The sequence below is a fragment of the Nocardioides oleivorans genome, from assembly GCF_004137255.1.
GTDB lineage: Bacteria > Actinomycetota > Actinomycetes > Propionibacteriales > Nocardioidaceae > Nocardioides > Nocardioides oleivorans.
Map to the genome: position 1 here is coordinate 212,335 of NZ_SDWT01000003.1, position 15,929 is coordinate 228,263.

At 71.2% G+C, this 15,929-nt stretch carries 16 protein-coding genes; 13 read left to right on the forward strand and 3 right to left on the reverse strand.

Going from position 1 to position 15,929, the window contains the following annotated elements; translation table 11 throughout:
- The first annotated feature begins 2 nt into the window (after positions 1–2).
- The 6 genes from EUA93_RS19670 (at position 3) to EUA93_RS19695 (ending at position 6,579) form a co-directional block, all read left to right on the forward strand.
- Complete coding sequence (locus EUA93_RS19670; protein WP_207208867.1) at positions 3–356, forward strand: cytidine deaminase; 354 nt, start codon at positions 3–5, stop codon at positions 354–356.
- Positions 357–510: 154 nt separating this feature from the next.
- Positions 511–1,806 (forward strand): FAD-binding oxidoreductase, encoded by a 1,296-nt coding sequence (locus tag EUA93_RS19675; RefSeq protein WP_242497527.1) that lies wholly within the window; start codon positions 511–513, stop codon positions 1,804–1,806.
- 26 nt (positions 1,807–1,832) lie between these two features.
- A complete protein-coding gene (locus EUA93_RS19680; RefSeq protein ID WP_242497528.1) occupies positions 1,833–3,098 on the forward strand; it encodes an SAM-dependent methyltransferase in 1,266 nt (421 codons plus the stop codon).
- A 55-nt stretch (positions 3,099–3,153) separates the two neighbouring features.
- Positions 3,154–3,942 carry a siderophore-interacting protein gene (locus tag EUA93_RS19685; RefSeq protein WP_129402039.1) on the forward strand — a complete coding sequence of 263 codons (789 nt, stop codon included), beginning with the start codon at positions 3,154–3,156 and terminating at the stop codon, positions 3,940–3,942.
- Positions 3,935–4,978: a GTPase Era gene (era, locus tag EUA93_RS19690; RefSeq protein ID WP_129402040.1), complete on the forward strand. Its 1,044-nt coding sequence runs from the start codon at positions 3,935–3,937 to the stop codon at positions 4,976–4,978. The genes EUA93_RS19685 and era overlap by 8 nt, the downstream gene beginning before the upstream one ends.
- A 56-nt stretch (positions 4,979–5,034) precedes the next feature.
- Positions 5,035–6,579, forward strand: a complete 1,545-nt coding sequence (locus EUA93_RS19695) for an alpha/beta hydrolase (protein WP_129402041.1) — start codon at positions 5,035–5,037, stop codon at positions 6,577–6,579.
- Between the two features lie 24 nt (positions 6,580–6,603).
- Here the strand turns inward: EUA93_RS19695 and EUA93_RS19700 are convergent, their stop codons facing one another.
- Positions 6,604–7,413: a septum formation family protein gene (locus EUA93_RS19700; protein WP_165355240.1), complete on the reverse strand. Its 810-nt coding sequence runs from the start codon at positions 7,411–7,413 to the stop codon at positions 6,604–6,606.
- A 13-nt stretch (positions 7,414–7,426) separates the two neighbouring features.
- The gene (locus tag EUA93_RS19705) at positions 7,427–7,915 is read right to left on the reverse strand and encodes a flavodoxin family protein (protein ID WP_129402043.1); all 489 of its coding nucleotides are present in this window, start codon (positions 7,913–7,915) and stop codon (positions 7,427–7,429) included.
- A gap of 35 nt (positions 7,916–7,950) precedes the next feature.
- Here EUA93_RS19705 and EUA93_RS19710 point away from each other — a divergent pair, with 35 nt between their 5' ends.
- From EUA93_RS19710 to EUA93_RS19740, 7 genes are all read left to right on the forward strand, one after another.
- Positions 7,951–8,709 (forward strand): class I SAM-dependent methyltransferase, encoded by a 759-nt coding sequence (locus EUA93_RS19710; protein ID WP_129402044.1) that lies wholly within the window; start codon positions 7,951–7,953, stop codon positions 8,707–8,709.
- Positions 8,710–8,891: 182 nt separating this feature from the next.
- Complete coding sequence (gene leuA, locus EUA93_RS19715) at positions 8,892–10,625, forward strand: 2-isopropylmalate synthase (RefSeq protein ID WP_129402045.1); 1,734 nt, start codon at positions 8,892–8,894, stop codon at positions 10,623–10,625.
- Positions 10,626–10,644: 19 nt separating this feature from the next.
- Positions 10,645–11,508 carry an alpha/beta fold hydrolase gene (locus EUA93_RS19720; protein WP_129402046.1) on the forward strand — a complete coding sequence of 288 codons (864 nt, stop codon included), beginning with the start codon at positions 10,645–10,647 and terminating at the stop codon, positions 11,506–11,508.
- A 43-nt stretch (positions 11,509–11,551) separates the two neighbouring features.
- On the forward strand, positions 11,552–12,280 hold the full coding sequence (gene recO, locus EUA93_RS19725; protein ID WP_129402047.1) for a DNA repair protein RecO: 729 nt from the start codon (positions 11,552–11,554) through the stop codon (positions 12,278–12,280).
- Between the two features lie 3 nt (positions 12,281–12,283).
- The gene (locus EUA93_RS19730) at positions 12,284–12,793 is read left to right on the forward strand and encodes a DUF1697 domain-containing protein (protein ID WP_129402048.1); all 510 of its coding nucleotides are present in this window, start codon (positions 12,284–12,286) and stop codon (positions 12,791–12,793) included.
- A 162-nt stretch (positions 12,794–12,955) separates the two neighbouring features.
- Entirely contained in the window at positions 12,956–14,065 is a 1,110-nt protein-coding gene (locus tag EUA93_RS19735) for an LCP family protein (RefSeq protein ID WP_165355241.1), read from the forward strand.
- A 513-nt stretch (positions 14,066–14,578) separates the two neighbouring features.
- Positions 14,579–14,854 carry a hypothetical protein gene (locus EUA93_RS19740; protein ID WP_129402050.1) on the forward strand — a complete coding sequence of 92 codons (276 nt, stop codon included), beginning with the start codon at positions 14,579–14,581 and terminating at the stop codon, positions 14,852–14,854.
- A 475-nt stretch (positions 14,855–15,329) separates the two neighbouring features.
- Here EUA93_RS19740 and EUA93_RS19745 read toward each other — a convergent pair whose 3' ends face one another.
- The gene (locus tag EUA93_RS19745; protein ID WP_129402051.1) at positions 15,330–15,791 is read right to left on the reverse strand and encodes a hypothetical protein; all 462 of its coding nucleotides are present in this window, start codon (positions 15,789–15,791) and stop codon (positions 15,330–15,332) included.
- Positions 15,792–15,929: the final 138 nt, after the last annotated feature.

The window sequence follows — 15,929 nt, forward strand, 5'->3', positions numbered from 1 at the left end:
CCATGACCGACCTGTCAGCAGATCTCGACGCCGAGGACGCGAAGCTGGTGACCCTGGCCCGCGCGACCCGCACCCGTGCCCGCGCCCGTGAGGGAGCCGCCGTCCGCGACCTCGACGGACGGACGTACGCCGCTGCCAGCATCCGCCTGCCCAACCTGCGCCTGTCGGGGCTGGAGGTCTGCGTGGCGATGGCCATCTCGTCCGGCTCGACCGGGCTCGAGGCGGCCGTCGTGCTGACCGACGGCGACTTCGTCGACGTCAAGGCGACGAGCGACTTCGCCGGCCCGGATGTGCCGGTCCTCATCGGTGACGCCGACGGCGCCATCCACACGAGGCAGACGACCCGCGCCGTCTGACACCCGGGTGGTTGTGCAGGGCAACCAAATGTGACCTACGAGATAGTCCCTCGCGCCTGACGGCCGACCTCGCTAGCGTGCTGATGTGCGTACACCTGTGGGTTGGGAGGAGCACGCCGCTGGGGTGGCGAGGCTCGAGGGTTCCTATGCGGCGTTGCCCGAGGGCGCGCCGGTCCGGTTGGCCAAGAGGACCAGCAACCTCTTCCGGGGTCGCGCCGAGCTCGGCGCCGGCCTCGACGTCTCCGGCCTGACGGGCGTCATCGAGGTCGACGGCGACGTCGCTGAGGTGCAGGGCATGTGCACCTACGAGGACCTCGTCGAGGTCACCCTCGCCCACGGCCGCATCCCGCTTGTCGTGCCGCAGCTCAGGACCATCACCCTCGGTGGCGCGGTCACCGGTCTCGGCATCGAGTCGACGAGCTTCCGCAACGGCCTGCCGCACGAGTCGGTCCTCGAGATGGACGTGATGACCGGGTCCGGCGAGATCGTCACGACCAAGCCCGGCGACGACCTCTTCGACGCCTTCCCCAACTCCTACGGGTCGCTCGGCTACGCCACCCGGCTGCGGATCGAGCTCGAGCCCGTCCCGGCGTACGCCGCCCTCCGGCACGTCCGCTTCGACGACGCCGGCGCACTCGCGCAGGCCGTGACCCGCATCGTGGCCGAGGGGGAGTGGGACGGCGAGCGCGTCGACGGCCTCGACGGCGTCGCCTTCTCGCCCGACGAGCTCTACCTCACGCTCGCCCGCTGGACCGACGAGCCCGGCCCCACCAGCGACTACACCGGCCAGCAGGTGTTCTACCGCTCGCTCCAGCACCGGGCGACCGACCGGCTCACCGTCCACGACTACATCTGGCGGTGGGACACCGACTGGTTCTGGTGCTCGCGGGCGTTCGGCGCCCAGCACCCGCTCGTGCGCCGGGTGTGGCCGCGTCGGCTCCGGCGCTCCGACGTCTACTGGAAGCTCGTCGCCCTCGACCGGCGCTTCAGCATCGGCGACCGGCTCGACCGACGAGCCGGGCGCCCGCAGGGCGAGCGCGTGGTCCAGGACGTCGAGGTGCCCGTCGACCGGCTGGCGGAGTTCCTCGGGTGGTTCGACCGCGAGGTCGGCATGCGCCCGGTGTGGCTGTGCCCGCTCCAGGTGCGCCGCGAGGGCGGCGAGCGCCCGTGGCCGGGCTACCCGCTGACCGCGGGCGAGACCTACGTCAACGTCGGCTTCTGGGGCGTCGTCAACGTCGGCCCCGACGCACCGACGTCCCCGCGCAACCGCGCGATCGAGGCCGAGGTCACCGACCTCGGCGGGCACAAGAGCCTCTACTCCGAGGCGTTCTACTCGCGCGAGGAGTTCGACCGCCTCTACGACGGGGCCAACCTGGCCCGCGTGAAGGCGCAGCACGACCCGGACGACCGACTGACAGATCTCTACGACAAGGTGGTGGGACGACGATGAGCCTGGGCTCGACAGCATCCGCGCGGATGTCCATCGGCGAGGCGATGGACCGGCTGGTGAGGGGCGGGCTGCCTGTCCGCTTCACGGCCTACGACGGCAGCAGCGCCGGTCCGCCCGACGCGGAGATCGGCCTCCACCTCAAGACCGAGCGCGGACTGGCCTACCTGATGACGGCTCCGGGCGACCTCGGCATGGCCCGGGCCTACGTCAGCGGCGACCTCGACCTCACGGGTGTGCACCCGGCCGACCCCTACGACGCGATGGTCCTGCTCAAGGACCACACGAAGTTCCGGATGCCGACGCCGTCGGAGGGCATCGCGATCGCGCGCGGCCTCGGCCTGTCGCACCTGCGCCCGCCGGCCCCGCCGCCGCAGGAGCACCTGCCGCGCTGGCGCCGCGCCGTCGAGGGCCTGCGCCACTCGATGTCGCGCGACGCCGAGGTGATCTCGCACCACTACGACGTGTCCAACCGCTTCTACGAGATGGTGCTCGGCCCGTCGATGGCCTACACGTGCGCGCTCTACGAGACGCCGGACGCCACCCTCGAGGAGGCGCAGTTCGCCAAGTTCGACCTCGTCGCCCGCAAGCTCGACCTCAAGCCCGGCCAGACGCTGCTCGACGTGGGCTGCGGCTGGGGCTCGATGGTCCGCCACGCCGCGCGCGAGTACGGCGTGAAGGCGCTCGGCGTGACCCTGTCGCTCGAGCAGGCCGAGTGGGCCAAGGGCGCGATCGACCGCGAAGGCCTCGGCGACCTGGCCGAGGTGCGGCACATGGACTACCGCGACGTGCTGGAGGGCGACTTCGACGCGATCAGCTCGATCGGGCTCCTCGAGCACATCGGCGTGCGCAACTACGCGTCGTACTTCTCGCACCTGCGCGGCCGGCTCAAGCCCGGCGGCCGGCTGCTCAACCACTGCATCACCCGCGCCCACAACAAGCACCAAGAGACCGGTGCGTTCATCGACCGCTACGTCTTCCCCGACGGCGAGCTGATCGGCTCCGGCACGATCATCTCCGCCGCGCAGGACCAGGGCCTCGAGGTGCAGCACAGCGAGAACCTGCGCCTCCACTACGCCGCCACGCTCCGCGACTGGAACAAGAACCTGGTCGACAACTGGGACGAGTGCGTGAAGGAGGTCGGCGAGGGCACCGCACGCGTGTGGGGCCTCTACATCGCCGGCTCGCGCGTCGGCTTCGAGCGCGACGAGATCGAGCTGCACCAGGTCCTCGCGACCCGCAACGACGACCACGGGGTGTCGGGCTTCCCGATGCGTCCCGACTGGAAGGCCTGATCGCCGGCCGCGCCCGCCCGCACCCGCGGGCGGGCACGGCCGATAGCGTGGCCCCGTGAGCACCCGCGCAGCGCAGTTCCAGGCGACCGTACGGCGCCGCGAACCGCTGTCGGACCACCTCGTCCGGCTCGTCCTCGACGGCCTCGACGACTTCACCTCGACCGGGATCGCCGACGAGTGGGTCGGACTGGTCGTGCCCGGCCAGTTCCAGAGCCGCTACTACACCGTCCGGTCCTTCGCCGACGGCGTGCTGACCCTCGACGTGGTCGTGCACGACGTCGGGCTGGTCACCGAGTGGGCGATGCGCGACTGCGTCGGCGACACCGTCACGATCACCGAGCCGAAGGCCTCGTTCCTGCCGCCCGCAGGAGCGACGTGGCTGCTGCTCGTCGGCGACCTCACCGCGATGCCGGCGATGGCCCGCATCGTGGAGGAGCACCCGCAGCTGACGACGTACGTCATGGCGGAGGTGCCCGACCAGCACGAGCTGGCCCGGGCCGGCTACCTCCCCGACACGGCCGAGGTCACCTGGCTCGAGCCGCCCGCTCCGGGGCAGAGCGCGCTCGCGCAGGTCGTCGAGGGCATCGACTGGCCCGCGGGCGAGGGCTACTTCTGGATGGCGGGGGAGTCGGCGCAGATGCGGGCCATCCGCAAGCACCTGATGCGAGAGGTCGGCCTGCCGACCACCCACTACGACGTGATGGGCTACTGGCGTGCCACCGCCGCCCGGCAGCCGCGCGCCGTCGACCCCGGCCCCATCTGGCGCGCCGGCAAGGCGGCAGGCAAGAGTGACGAGCAGATCTGGGCGGAGTACGACGCAGCACGGGAGGCCAACGATGTCTGACGACCACGAGGACCACGACGACCACGACCACGACCTCGATCACGAGGACGAGGACGACGGGCCCGACGGCGACTTCGACGTGTCCGGCGTCGCCCCGGCGGGTGCGTTCTACCAGGCGCCCGAGGGCTTCCGGAGCGGCTTCGCGTCGTTCGTGGGTCGTCCGAACGCCGGGAAGTCGACCCTGACCAACGCGCTCGTCGGCCAGAAGATCGTCATCACCTCCTCCAAGCCGCAGACCACCCGCAACGTGGTGCGCGGCATCGTGCACCGCACCGACGCCCAGCTGATCCTCGTCGACACCCCGGGTCTGCACCGGCCGCGCACGCTGCTCGGCGAGCGCCTCAACGACCTCGTCCGCACGACGTGGGCCGAGGTCGACGTGGTGGCGGTCTGCTTCCCGGCCAACGAGAAGATCGGGCCGGGCGACCGGTTCCTGGTCACCGAGCTCGCCAAGGTCCGCCGCACCGTGAGGATCGCGGTCGCCACCAAGACCGACCTCGTCACCCCCGAGCAGCTCGGCCAGCACCTGCTCGACATCCAGGCGCTGGGCGCGGAGACCTCCACCGAGTGGGCCGAGATCGTCCCCGTCTCCGCGGTGGCGGGCGACCAGGTCGACCTCCTCGCCGACCTCCTCGTCGGCCTCATGCCCGAGGGCCCGCCGCTCTACCCCGACGGCGACCTCACCGACGCGCCCGAGGAGGCGCTCGCCGCCGACCTCATCCGCGAGGCCGCCCTCGAGGGCGTGCGCGACGAGCTGCCGCACTCGATCGCGGTCGTGGTCGAGGAGATGGGCCTGCGCGAGGGCCGTCCCGACGACAAGCCGCTCCTCGACATCATCGCCAACCTCTACGTCGAGCGCGACTCGCAGAAGGGCATCATGATCGGCCACAAGGGCGCGCGGCTCCGGTCGGTCGGCACCGCCGCCCGCAAGCAGATCGAGGCGCTCCTGGGCACGCCGGTCTACCTCGACCTCCAGGTCAAGATCGCCAAGGACTGGCAGCGCGACCCGCGCCAGCTCCGCAAGCTGGGCTTCTGAGCAGGCTCGCCCCTTCGAGGGGGTGACGACCGGCCCGTCGTGTGGTCGCATGTGCCATGCGCATCCGGTCCCCCCGCTCACTCGTCGCCGCTGCGACGCTGTCCCTCGGTGCCGCGCTCCTCGCGGCCCCGCTCGCCCCGTCGACGGCGGCAGGTGCGCCGGCCGCATCTGCGCCGAGCGCCTTCCGCGCGGCGCCGATCGAGTGGGGCCGGTGCCAGGACGCGTTCCTGCGCCAGTCCGGCGGGAAGTGCGGCATGCTCACCGTCCCGCTCGACCACGCGGTGCCGGACGGGCCCACGATCCAGCTGGCCGTCTCGCGGGTCGCGCACAAGGGATCGACGTACCGCGGCGTCATGTTCACCAACCCCGGCGGCCCGGGCGGCAGCGGCCGGGCGCTGGCCGCCTACGGCCAGTTCGTGCCCGGCAAGGTCGGTCGCAGCTACGACTGGATCGGCCTGGACCCGCGCGGCGTGGGGGAGAGCAGGCCCGCACTGTCGTGCGACCCGCGGATCACCCGGATCGGCACGCGTCCGTCGTACTACCCGACGACCGACGCGATCCTGCAGGCCTGGCTGACCAGGAGCGAGGAGTACGCCGCCGACTGCGGCACGTCGGCCGCGGCCGCGCTGCTGCCGCACATGCGCACGACCGACACCGTTGCCGACTTCGAGGTGCTGCGCGAGGCGCTCGGCGCGGAGCAGGCGAGCTTCTACGGGTTCTCCTACGGCACCTACATCGCGCAGGTCTACGCGACCCTCCACCCCGACCGGATCGACAAGCTCGTGCTCGACGGCGTGCTCGACCCCCGGGGCGTCTGGTTCGACGCGCAGCAGTCGCAGAACAAGGCCTTCGAGAAGGCGATGGGGCAGTTCTGGAAGTGGGCCGCACAAGCCCACGGGACCTACCGCCTCGGACGCACCGGGGCGCAGGTCGAGAAGACCTACTACCGCGTGCTCGAGAAGCTGACGAGGAAGCCGGTCGACGGCGTCAGCGGTCCCGAGGTCTCCGACCTCACGCTCTCGGCCGGCTACGGGCGCTACGCCTGGCCCGAGGTCGCATCCATGCTGTCGGAGGTCGTGACGAAGGGGACCGCCCGCAAGCTGCGCAAGGCCTACGTCTCGAGCTACCCCACGACCCGTGGCGGCGACAACGACTACGCCGCCTACCTCGCGACCGTCTGCACCGACGCCCCGTGGCCGACCGACCTCGACCAGCTGCTGGCCGACTACACCCGCCAGGACCGCACCCGGCACTTCATGGCGTGGCCCAACGCCTGGTTCAACGGACCGTGCCGGACCTGGCCGGCCGCGCCCGGCACGCCGGTCGAGATCGCGACCTCGGACCAGGAGGCGCTGCTGGTCAACGAGACCTTCGACGGCGCGACGCCGTTCGCAGGAGCCCTGGAGGTACGCCGCCGGTTCGGTGGTGCGTCCCTGATCGAGGGCGTCGGGGGCACCACCCACGCCGCCAGCCTCAGCGGCATCGGCTGCGTCGACAACAAGATCGCCGCCTACCTCGCGACCGGGAAGCTGCCGAAGCGTCGCTCGGGTGACCGTGCCGACGTGAAGTGCCCCGCGATCCCGGCCCCGAAGCCCGGGTGAGCAGGCGCGACGTCGGGCAGGACGTCAGGCGGGCACCCAGCAGATGCCGTAGCGCTGGCCGGCGTCCCACTGCTCCTGCGTCGGGCTCTCCTGCGACCAGGTGAAGTCCAACGGGTCGGCGGCGTCCGCGCGGGCCACGTCGAGGCACGTCGACTCCATCCGGTCGGCGATCGCCGCCTCCTCCGGCAGGTCCTTGCCCGGGATGTCGACGGTCGTGGTCGCGCGCCACGAGTGCTGCGAGCCGCAGGTCACCCGCCGGAACGCCTTCGTCCCCGGAGCCGCGGTCGCGCACATGGTGATGGCGGGGGCCTCGCCCCAGCCCTTCGTCTGCTTCGGGAGCCGCATCAGCTGGCGCGGCGCCGCGACGACGACCACGTCGCAGCGGAACCAGTCGGCGCCCGCCTCGGCCTTCGCCACGCTCGGCGTGAACCAGACGGCCTGCGCCATGCTCAGCCGCAGCTGGAGCGGCGTACGAGCGAGGTGGCGGGGCAGTCGCGACGTGCAGGCCCGACGGGCCTGGCGCTGGGCGGCGCGGGAGTCGGGCCGGCGCACATGACCGGCCTTGGTGGTCAGGTCGAGCCGACCGACGAAGTAGGTCTGCGCGGTGTGGGCGCGCCCGCACCGCACCGGCTTGCTGCGGCCGATGACCGCGATGGCCTGGCGGAACGACAGGTCGTGGCACTCCCCGACCTTCGGGGTGGGACCCGGGTCGGGCGGCACGGTCTCGGTGGGCGTCGGCGTCGTCGACGGCGGTGCGTCCGGCTCGGACGGCGAGCCGGTGCACGCGGTGAGCATGAGCAGCAGCGCGGCGACGACGGCGACGACCCTGGACACGGGGGTCATCCCATCACCCGTCCATCACCAGTGCTGCCAGCGTCCCCCCGAGGTCGTACGCCGACTCCCGGTCCGACGGGCCCACCTCGCCCATCACCTCGAGGACCGGGGCCGCCTGGCGCCAGGGCAGCGCCCCGACGATCGACTGCACCGAGCGCACGGCGCCGGTCGTGTCGTAGCGGCCGTGGACGTAGAGGCCGAACGGCTTGCGACCGCCCTGCGCGGCGGCTGCGGATCCGTCGTCGGTGAGGGCACCGCCCGCGGTCAGGAAGATGGTGTCGAAGAAGTGCTTGAGCGCGCCGCTCATGTAGCCGAAGTTCGCCGGGGTGCCGAGCACGAGGCCGTCGGCGGCGAGCACGTCGTCGGCGCTCGCCTCGAGCGCGGGGCGGACCACGACCTCCACGCCCTCGACGGCGTCGTCGGAGGCGCCGGCCACGACGGCATCGGTCAGGGCAGCGACCGACGGCGTGGGGGAGTGGTGCACCACCAACAAACTGGGCATGACGAGAGCCTACGAGGCGCGTAGCGTGGCCGGTCGTGACGTTCGAGGTGGCAGGCGATGCCTACGACAGGTTCATGGGTCGCTACTCCCAGCCGCTGGCGGCGACCTTCGTCGACTGGCTGGGCGTGGATCCCGGCACGCGGGCCGTCGACGTCGGCTGCGGACCGGGCGCCCTCACGGGCGTGCTGGTCGACCGGCTCGGGGCGGAGCGCGTCGCGGCGGCGGACCCGACCGCACCGTTCGTGCAGGTCTGCCGGGAGCGCCATCCCGGTGTCGACGTGCGCCAGGCGCCGGCCGAGGACCTGCCGTTCGGCGACGACACCTTCGACCTCGCGGCAGCCGGCCTGGTGGTGCACTTCATGACGGACGCGGTCGCGGGCCTCACCGAGATGGCCCGGGTGACCCGACCGGGTGGCTGGGTCGCCGCGACGGTGTGGGACCTGCACGGTCGGCGGGCGCCGATGGAGCCGGTGTGGCGCGGGCTCGAGGTCGTCGACCCCCACCGACCCGACGAGGGCGCCTCCGCGGGGGCTCGCCGCGGTGCGACCGACGAGCTGATGGCACGCGCCGGGCTCCGGGACGTCGAGAGCACCGAGCTGTCGGTCACGGTCACCCACCCCACCTTCGAGGAGTGGTGGGATCCCTACCTCCACGGTGTCGGCCCGGTGGGCGACGCGGTGGCCGCGCTCGACGACGAGCAGCGCCGACGGATGGAGTCGATGCTGCGCGACGACCTCGGCGACGGGCCCTTCGAGCTCACCGCCGTCGCCTTCGCCGCGCGCGGTCGGGTCTGAGCCCGTCTCACTTCGCGGCGGCGCCGGGACGCCGCGCGGGACCGAGGGTTACTGTGGTCCCGTCATGATGCGCAGCAGCCTCCTCCTTCGCTGCCGCAGCGAGGCCTAGGAAACCCGGCCCCCTCGTTGCGGAGTGTGGCGCGCGCCGGTCGCCCGACACCGTACGACCCGACGAGGACACCATGACCAACCTGAGCAACACCGCCAACCAGCAGGCGACGAGCCCCATGCCGTTCGGCCGCTACACGCCGTTCGTGCCCGTCGACGTGCCCGACCGCACGTGGCCGACGAAGAAGGTGGAGAAGGCGCCGCGCTGGCTCTCCACCGACCTGCGTGACGGCAACCAGGCGCTGATCGACCCGATGACCCCCGCCCGCAAGCTCACCATGTTCGAGCTGCTGGTGAAGATGGGCTACAAGGAGATCGAGGTCGGCTTCCCCAGCGCGAGCCAGACCGACTTCGACTTCGTGCGCAAGCTCATCGAGGAGGACCGGATCCCCGACGACGTGCAGATCTCGGTGCTGACGCAGGCCCGCGAGGACCTGATCGAGCGCACCGTCGACTCGTTGGTCGGCGCCCCGCGTGCCACCGTCCACCTCTACAACGCGACCGCGCCGATGTTCCAGCGGGTCGTCTTCGGCGTGACGCCCGACGAGTGCCGCAACATCGCGGTCCGCGGCACCGAGATGGTCATGAAGTACGCCGAGGAGCGCCTCGGCGCCATCGTGGGCACCGAGGACTTCGGCTACCAGTACAGCCCGGAGATCTTCACCCAGTCCGACACCGACTTCGCGCTGAGCGTGTGCGAGGCCGTCTCCGACGTGTGGCAGCCCGAGGCCGGCCGCGAGATCATCCTCAACCTGCCCGCGACCGTCGAGATGTCGACGCCCAACACCTACGCCGACCAGATCGAGTACTTCGCCCGGGGCCTGACGCGTCGCGAGCACTCCGCGATCAGCCTCCACCCGCACAACGACCGCGGGACCGCCGTCGCCGCCACCGAGCTGGCGCTGATGGCCGGTGCGGACCGCGTCGAGGGCTGCCTGTTCGGCCACGGCGAGCGGACCGGCAACGTCGACCTCGTGACGCTGGGCATGAACCTGTTCAGCCAGGGCATCGACCCGCAGGTCGACTTCAGCGACATCGACGAGGTCCGCCGCACGGTCGAGTACTGCACCGGCCTGCCCGTCCACCCGCGCCACCCCTACGCGGGCGACCTCGTCTACACCGCCTTCTCCGGCTCCCACCAGGACGCCATCAAGAAGGGACTGGAGGACCTCGAGAAGAGGGCCGCCGACCAGGGCATCGACGTGCGCGACATCGACTGGGAGGCGCCGTACCTCCCCATCGACCCCAAGGACGTCGGCCGCACCTATGAGGCCGTGATCCGGGTCAACAGCCAGTCGGGCAAGGGTGGCGTGGCCTACGTGCTCAAGACCGAGCACAAGCTCGACCTGCCGCGCCGCGCGCAGATCGAGTTCAGCCGCGTCGTGCAGCAGCACACCGACGCCGAGGGCGGCGAGATCACGCCCGAGCAGATCTGGGCCGTCTTCCGCGCCGAGTACCTCGACCGCGAGGCGCCGCTGAGGCTCAACTCGATCCACACCTCGTCGGCCACCGGCCAGAAGGACGCCCTCGACGTCAACGTGTACGTCGACGGCGTGGCGCAGGCGCTGCACGGCGAGGGCAACGGTCCGCTGTCGGCGTTCATCGCGGCCATCAACGAGCTGCCGCACGACTTCGACATCCGGCTCCTCGACTACGCCGAGCACACGCTGGCCGCCAGCGGGGACTCGCTCGCAGCCGCCTACGTCGAGCTGGTCGTCCGCGGGACCACCTACTGGGGCGTGGGCATCGACGCGAACATCGTCACCGCCTCGCTCAAGGCCGTCGTCAGCGCCGTCAACCGCGCCTGATCCGACTACATTCGGGCCCATGCTGGTCAGCGAGCGCATCGGACAGTTCTTCGTCGAGTCCGACGGCGGGCGCGACCGGCTGGAGTACACCGAGTACGGCTCGGGCGAGGAGTGGGTCGTGCTGCTGCCCGGCCTGCTGATGCCCCGTCGGATGCACCAGCCGCTCGCCCGGGCGATGGCCGCGCAGGGGCTGCACGTCGTCACGCTGGACCTGCTCGGCCACGGTCGCTCCGACCAGCCCGCCGACCCGCTCGTCTACTCGATGACGTCGTTCGGCGAGCAGGTCGTGGCGCTGCTCGACCACCTCGGCGCCGAGCAGGCGGTCATCGGCGGCACCTCCCTCGGCGCCAACGTGTCGCTGGAGGTGGCCGTCATCGCGCCCGAGCGGGTCAAGGGCCTCGTCGTCGAGATGCCGGTGCTCGACAACGCGCTCGTCGCCGGCCTCCTGGCGTTCGTCCCGATCATGCTGGCCGCGCGCTACCTGCCCTTCACCGCCAACACGCTCCAGAAGGCGTCGCGCTCGGTGCCGCGTGGCCTCGTGCCGTTCTGGGCGGGCGTCGCGCTCGACACCGTCGACCACCGTGCCGACTCGATCGCCTCGGTCCTGCACGGCGTGATCTACGGCCGGCTCGCGCCCTCGTCGCGCCAGCGGCGCGCCATCCGCACGCCGGTGCTGCTCGTCGGCCACCCGATCGACCCGATCCACCCGTTCGTCGACGCCGACATGCTCGCCGCCGAGCTGCCCGACGTCCGCTTCGAGAAGGCCACCTCCATCCTCGAGTGGCGCACCCGGCCCGAGCGGCTCACCCGGGCCGCCGCGGACTTCGCCCGCGAGTGCTGGGCGGCGCCCGCCCCGCGCCGCGCCCGCACGCGGAAACGCTGAGGTCGTACGCCGATCCGTGTGGTCGGTGGGGGAGAATGGCCACGTGCCCCTCTACCGCGACGAGGCGGTCGTGCTGCGCACCCACAAGCTGGGCGAGGCCGACCGCATCATCACCCTGCTGACGCGTCAGCACGGGCGGGTGCGCGCCGTCGCCAAGGGAGTGAGGCGTACGACGTCGCGCTGGGGCTCGCGGCTCGAGCCGTTCACCCACGTCGACCTCCAGCTCGCCGAGGGGCGCAGCCTCGACGTGATCACCCAGGCCGAGACGATCGACCCGTTCCACGCGCGGCTCGGTCTCGACTACGACCGCTACACGGCCGGCACGGTGATGCTCGAGACCGCCGAGCGGCTCGTCACCGAGGAGAAGGAGCCGGCGGTCCAGCAGTTCCTGCTGCTCGTCGGAGGGCTCCGGGCGATGTCGAGCGGTGAGCACCCGGCCAAGCAGGTCCTCGACTCCTACCTGCTCCGCTCCCTCTCCGTCGCCGGCTACGCGCCGTCGTTCGACCACTGCGTGCAGTGCGGCGTCGAGGGCCCGCACCGGTTCTTCAACCCGTCCGCCGGCGGTGTCATGTGCTCCGCCGACAAGCTGCCGGGTTCGGCGACGCCCGCGCAGGAGACGGTCCGCGTGCTCGGCGCCCTCCTCATCGGGGACTGGCCGGTCGTGCACGCCGCCGACCCCCGGCACCTCCGCGAGGCGAGCACCCTGGTGTCGGCGTACCTCGCCTGGCACCTCGAGCGCGGTCTCCGCTCCCTGGCCTACGTCGAGCGCTGACCCGTGCAGGTCGCGTTCTTCCGCAACCTGAACCTCGGCCAGCGCCGGAGCCCGAGCCGCGTCCAGCTGCTCGCGGCGTTCGCCGACGAGGGGGCGGTCGACGTGCTGAGCCACCAGGGCAACGGCACCGTTGCCTTCCGGCACCCGGTCGGGAGGTCGCCGCAGGACCTCGCCGACGCGGTCGTCACGCGGCTCGGCCCCCTCTGCGAGTACGACGACGTGGTGCTCGTGCGCGCGGTCGACTGGTTGCGCGACCTCGGCCTGGCGTCGTACCCCGACGGCTGCGAGCTGACCCTGATGGACGGCCCCGGTCCTTTCCCGGAGCCACTGCCGTGGGAGCCCGACCGTGGGGAGGTCACGGTGCTCGCCGCCGGCGCACGGCACGCGATCGTGCTCAACCACCGGGATCGGCGCAGCAACGGGACGCCGGTGGTCGAGTGGCGCCTCGGCGTGCCGGCGACGTCACGCGGAGCCGGCACGGTGCTGCGGCTGCTCGAGCGTCTCGAGCGCTGAGGCAACAAGTCGCGCCCCGCGCGCGTCATAGGGTGCGGAACAGTCCACCCACCGACGCCTTGATGACCACCGGGAGCGCCCATGCCGGACGAGCCGACGGCCCCGACAGCCCCGCCGCCCCCGACGACCCGGCGGACCCGCCGGCGTACCGTCCTCAGGGTCGTGCTCGTCAGCGCGCTCGTGCTCGCGCTGGTCACCGGGGTCGCGACCTACGTCTTCGTCCGCCACCTCGACGGCAACATAAAGACCGGCTCGCTCGACGAGCTGGGTCCGGGGAGACCCGAGCGGCAGTACACCGGCAGCGGCAAGCCGCTCAACATCCTGATGATGGGCGACGACAGCCGCGACGGGCCGGGCAACCGCATCGACAACGAGTCGGGCGCCGGCGGGTCGGACACCACGATCCTCGTGCACCTCTCGGCCGACCGCAGCCGGGCGTACGCCGTCTCCATCCCACGCGACTCGATCGTCGACCGCCCGGAGTGCAACGGCGGCGAGTCGCCGGCGGCCACCCGGGTGATGTGGAACGAGGCCTTCACCGTCGGCGACGAGCTCTGCACGGCCGACCAGTTCGAGCAGCTGACCGACATCCTGCTCGACCACTACGTGGTGGTCGACTTCAACGGGTTCGGCCAGATGGTCGAGGCCGTCAACGGCGTGCCGGTGTGCGTGCCCTACGACATCGTCGACGAGGACAACCAGATCTTCGTGCCGCAGGGCGATCCGTCGGTGCTCAGCGGGGACCAGGCCCTCGACTACTTCCGGGCCCGCTACGTCGGTGAGCGGCTGGAGCAGAACGACATCTCGCGCATCCGCCGCCAGCAGGAGTTCATCGGCGCGCTCGTCCGCCGGGTCAAGTCCGCGGGCACCCTCGCCCGGCCGGACCGGGTGATCCGCTTCCTCGAGGCCGCGACGAAGTCCCTGCGCACCGACGAGGACCTCGGCTCGGTCACGAAGATCGCGCGGATCGCGCTCCAGCTCCAGGACATCGGTCTCGACGAGGTCCAGTTCGTCACGCTGCCGACCGAGTACTTCCCGGTCGGGTCCGAGCTCAGCGGCAAGGTCTTCTGGACGCCCGACGCCTATCGGATCTGGGACCTGCTCAACCACGACGAGGTGCTGCCGGACAGCCTGATCGGTGACACCTCCGTCGACGCCGAGGGCCCGGGCGGCGGCCGGGGGTCGAGCGGCTCGGGGTCCGGCGGCTCGGGCTCCGGGGGCTCTGGTGGCTCGGGCTCCGAGGATGAGCCGGTCTACGGGGTGTGTGCCTGAACGAGTCGCGATCGTCCGAGGTCGAGAATCGCCGGGATGTCGACCGGCATGCAGCGACGGGAGACCTCGGCTGCCACCCCCAGTACGCCGTGATCAGCCGGGACTCGGAGTGCGAGACTGCGACCCGTGTCAGACCCTGAGCACCCGATGCTTCCGCACCTGACGGATCTGGAGTCTGCTTACGAGCCGGACGCGTTGCTGCCCTATGAACCGCGCGAGCTGATCCTCTACGCCTTGGACGGACCTGACTACTGGGCTGGCCTCGCCCTGCGGTGGCTCGACCAAGGCGCACCCACTGACGGCACGGAGGACGCTCTGCGTGTTCTGGAGGCCCAGCCAGGGCGACCGCAGTCGTTGCGGCACCACGCGCGCCGTCTCAGAAGGACCCTCTGACACCTGCGGATCTGCCGCGTTGAGCTGGCGGACCTGCCGATGTGCGGACGCTCGTCCGTGCTGCCTTGACTGGCCGACGCGTCGCTGCACACTGAGACCGCCGGGCTGCACAATGTGGCTGTGGAGCACAAGTATCCCGAGGGGACGATCATCCGGTTCATGGGAGAGCACACCGTTCTGATCCCGCTGTGGGGTCCGTATGGCTTGATGTTCCTGGGACCCGAGTCTCTGGTGCGCGCAGGGATTGAGCCCGACCTGGTGGGCGACGTCGCTCAGTGGGGCGAGGACTGGCAGAACCTGTCAGATACGCCGGACATGCACCTGCGAGCGATCGAGCTCATCGAGCGGCTGCGGCGGGCGTTCGACGGTTGGTACACCATCGTGTATCAGCCCTGACGGCAACCGGATCTGCCGTGATCACCTCGCAGATCTGCCGATGAGCGGTTGCCTCCGTAACGTTGCAGGCGAGATAGCCTCGCCGTATGAAGCTTCGTCCGCTCGGTTGGGAGCTATGCCTGTTCTTGGTCTTGCTCGGACTAATGGCTGTGGGGCTACTGGCGGGCTCGGGAACATTGGTGATCGCGGCTCTCTACGGCTGCGCGATCGCCACGCCACTAGTCCTCGTGAGTTTCGTGGTTCGCCTCTTGGCCGTAATGCTCGATGAGTCGCGCCGACGGCGCGGACTCGGCCGGGCCTGACTAGGCACACCCGTTCGGGTCCGTCGCCGAGCGGCCTGTTCGCACCTGAGGCCCCGCGGAGCCCTGGCCTTCGCGGCCGCTCAAACCCCGATGTCGAGCCACCCTCGACGCCCGCAACGACGCGATGAACCACCGGACTGAGCGCCCGGATCTGCCGATGAGCGGTCGCGGAATCAGCGCTCTCGGGTTTGGGGCCACATCAGCCGACTGCGTTCGTCGCGGGCCCGGTCAACGGCAACGCGAACACCCTCACGCTCCACCCACTGCAGGATGCCGGGCAGCGTCTCGCGCCAACTCACACCGTCGGGCAGCTGCTCGGGAAGCGGGTCGACGTCGGATCTGGTGCCAGGGACCGGGAAGACCTCTACGTAGGGCCGACCTGCCTGCGCCGCAATGAGCAAGTCGAACTGCCAGGCCTCGGCGTCGGGCCGTGGCGCTATGTCGAGCATCCACTGTGAGCGGTCCACGGTGATGAGCACCTTGGCCTCGCCGATGTATACGACCTCGGCTCCGAACGTGCCGTCGCCGCGATGCGACCTGAGCGTGTAGCCGTTGGCGCATAGCCAAGCAATCGTGTCCCGTACGTCGCCCGGCGCGAACCCCTGCAGGAACTCATCGACCTCAGGATCGTCCACGATGACAGGGTAAGAGGAACGCACTCATCTGCCGCGATGAGGACGCATCTTGGTGCCTGTGCATGCCTGTGGCCCCGCCGTCGTGGTGTCTGGCGGGGTGTGGGGCGGGGTCATGGTCGTTCGGGCTCGAGTGGGCGT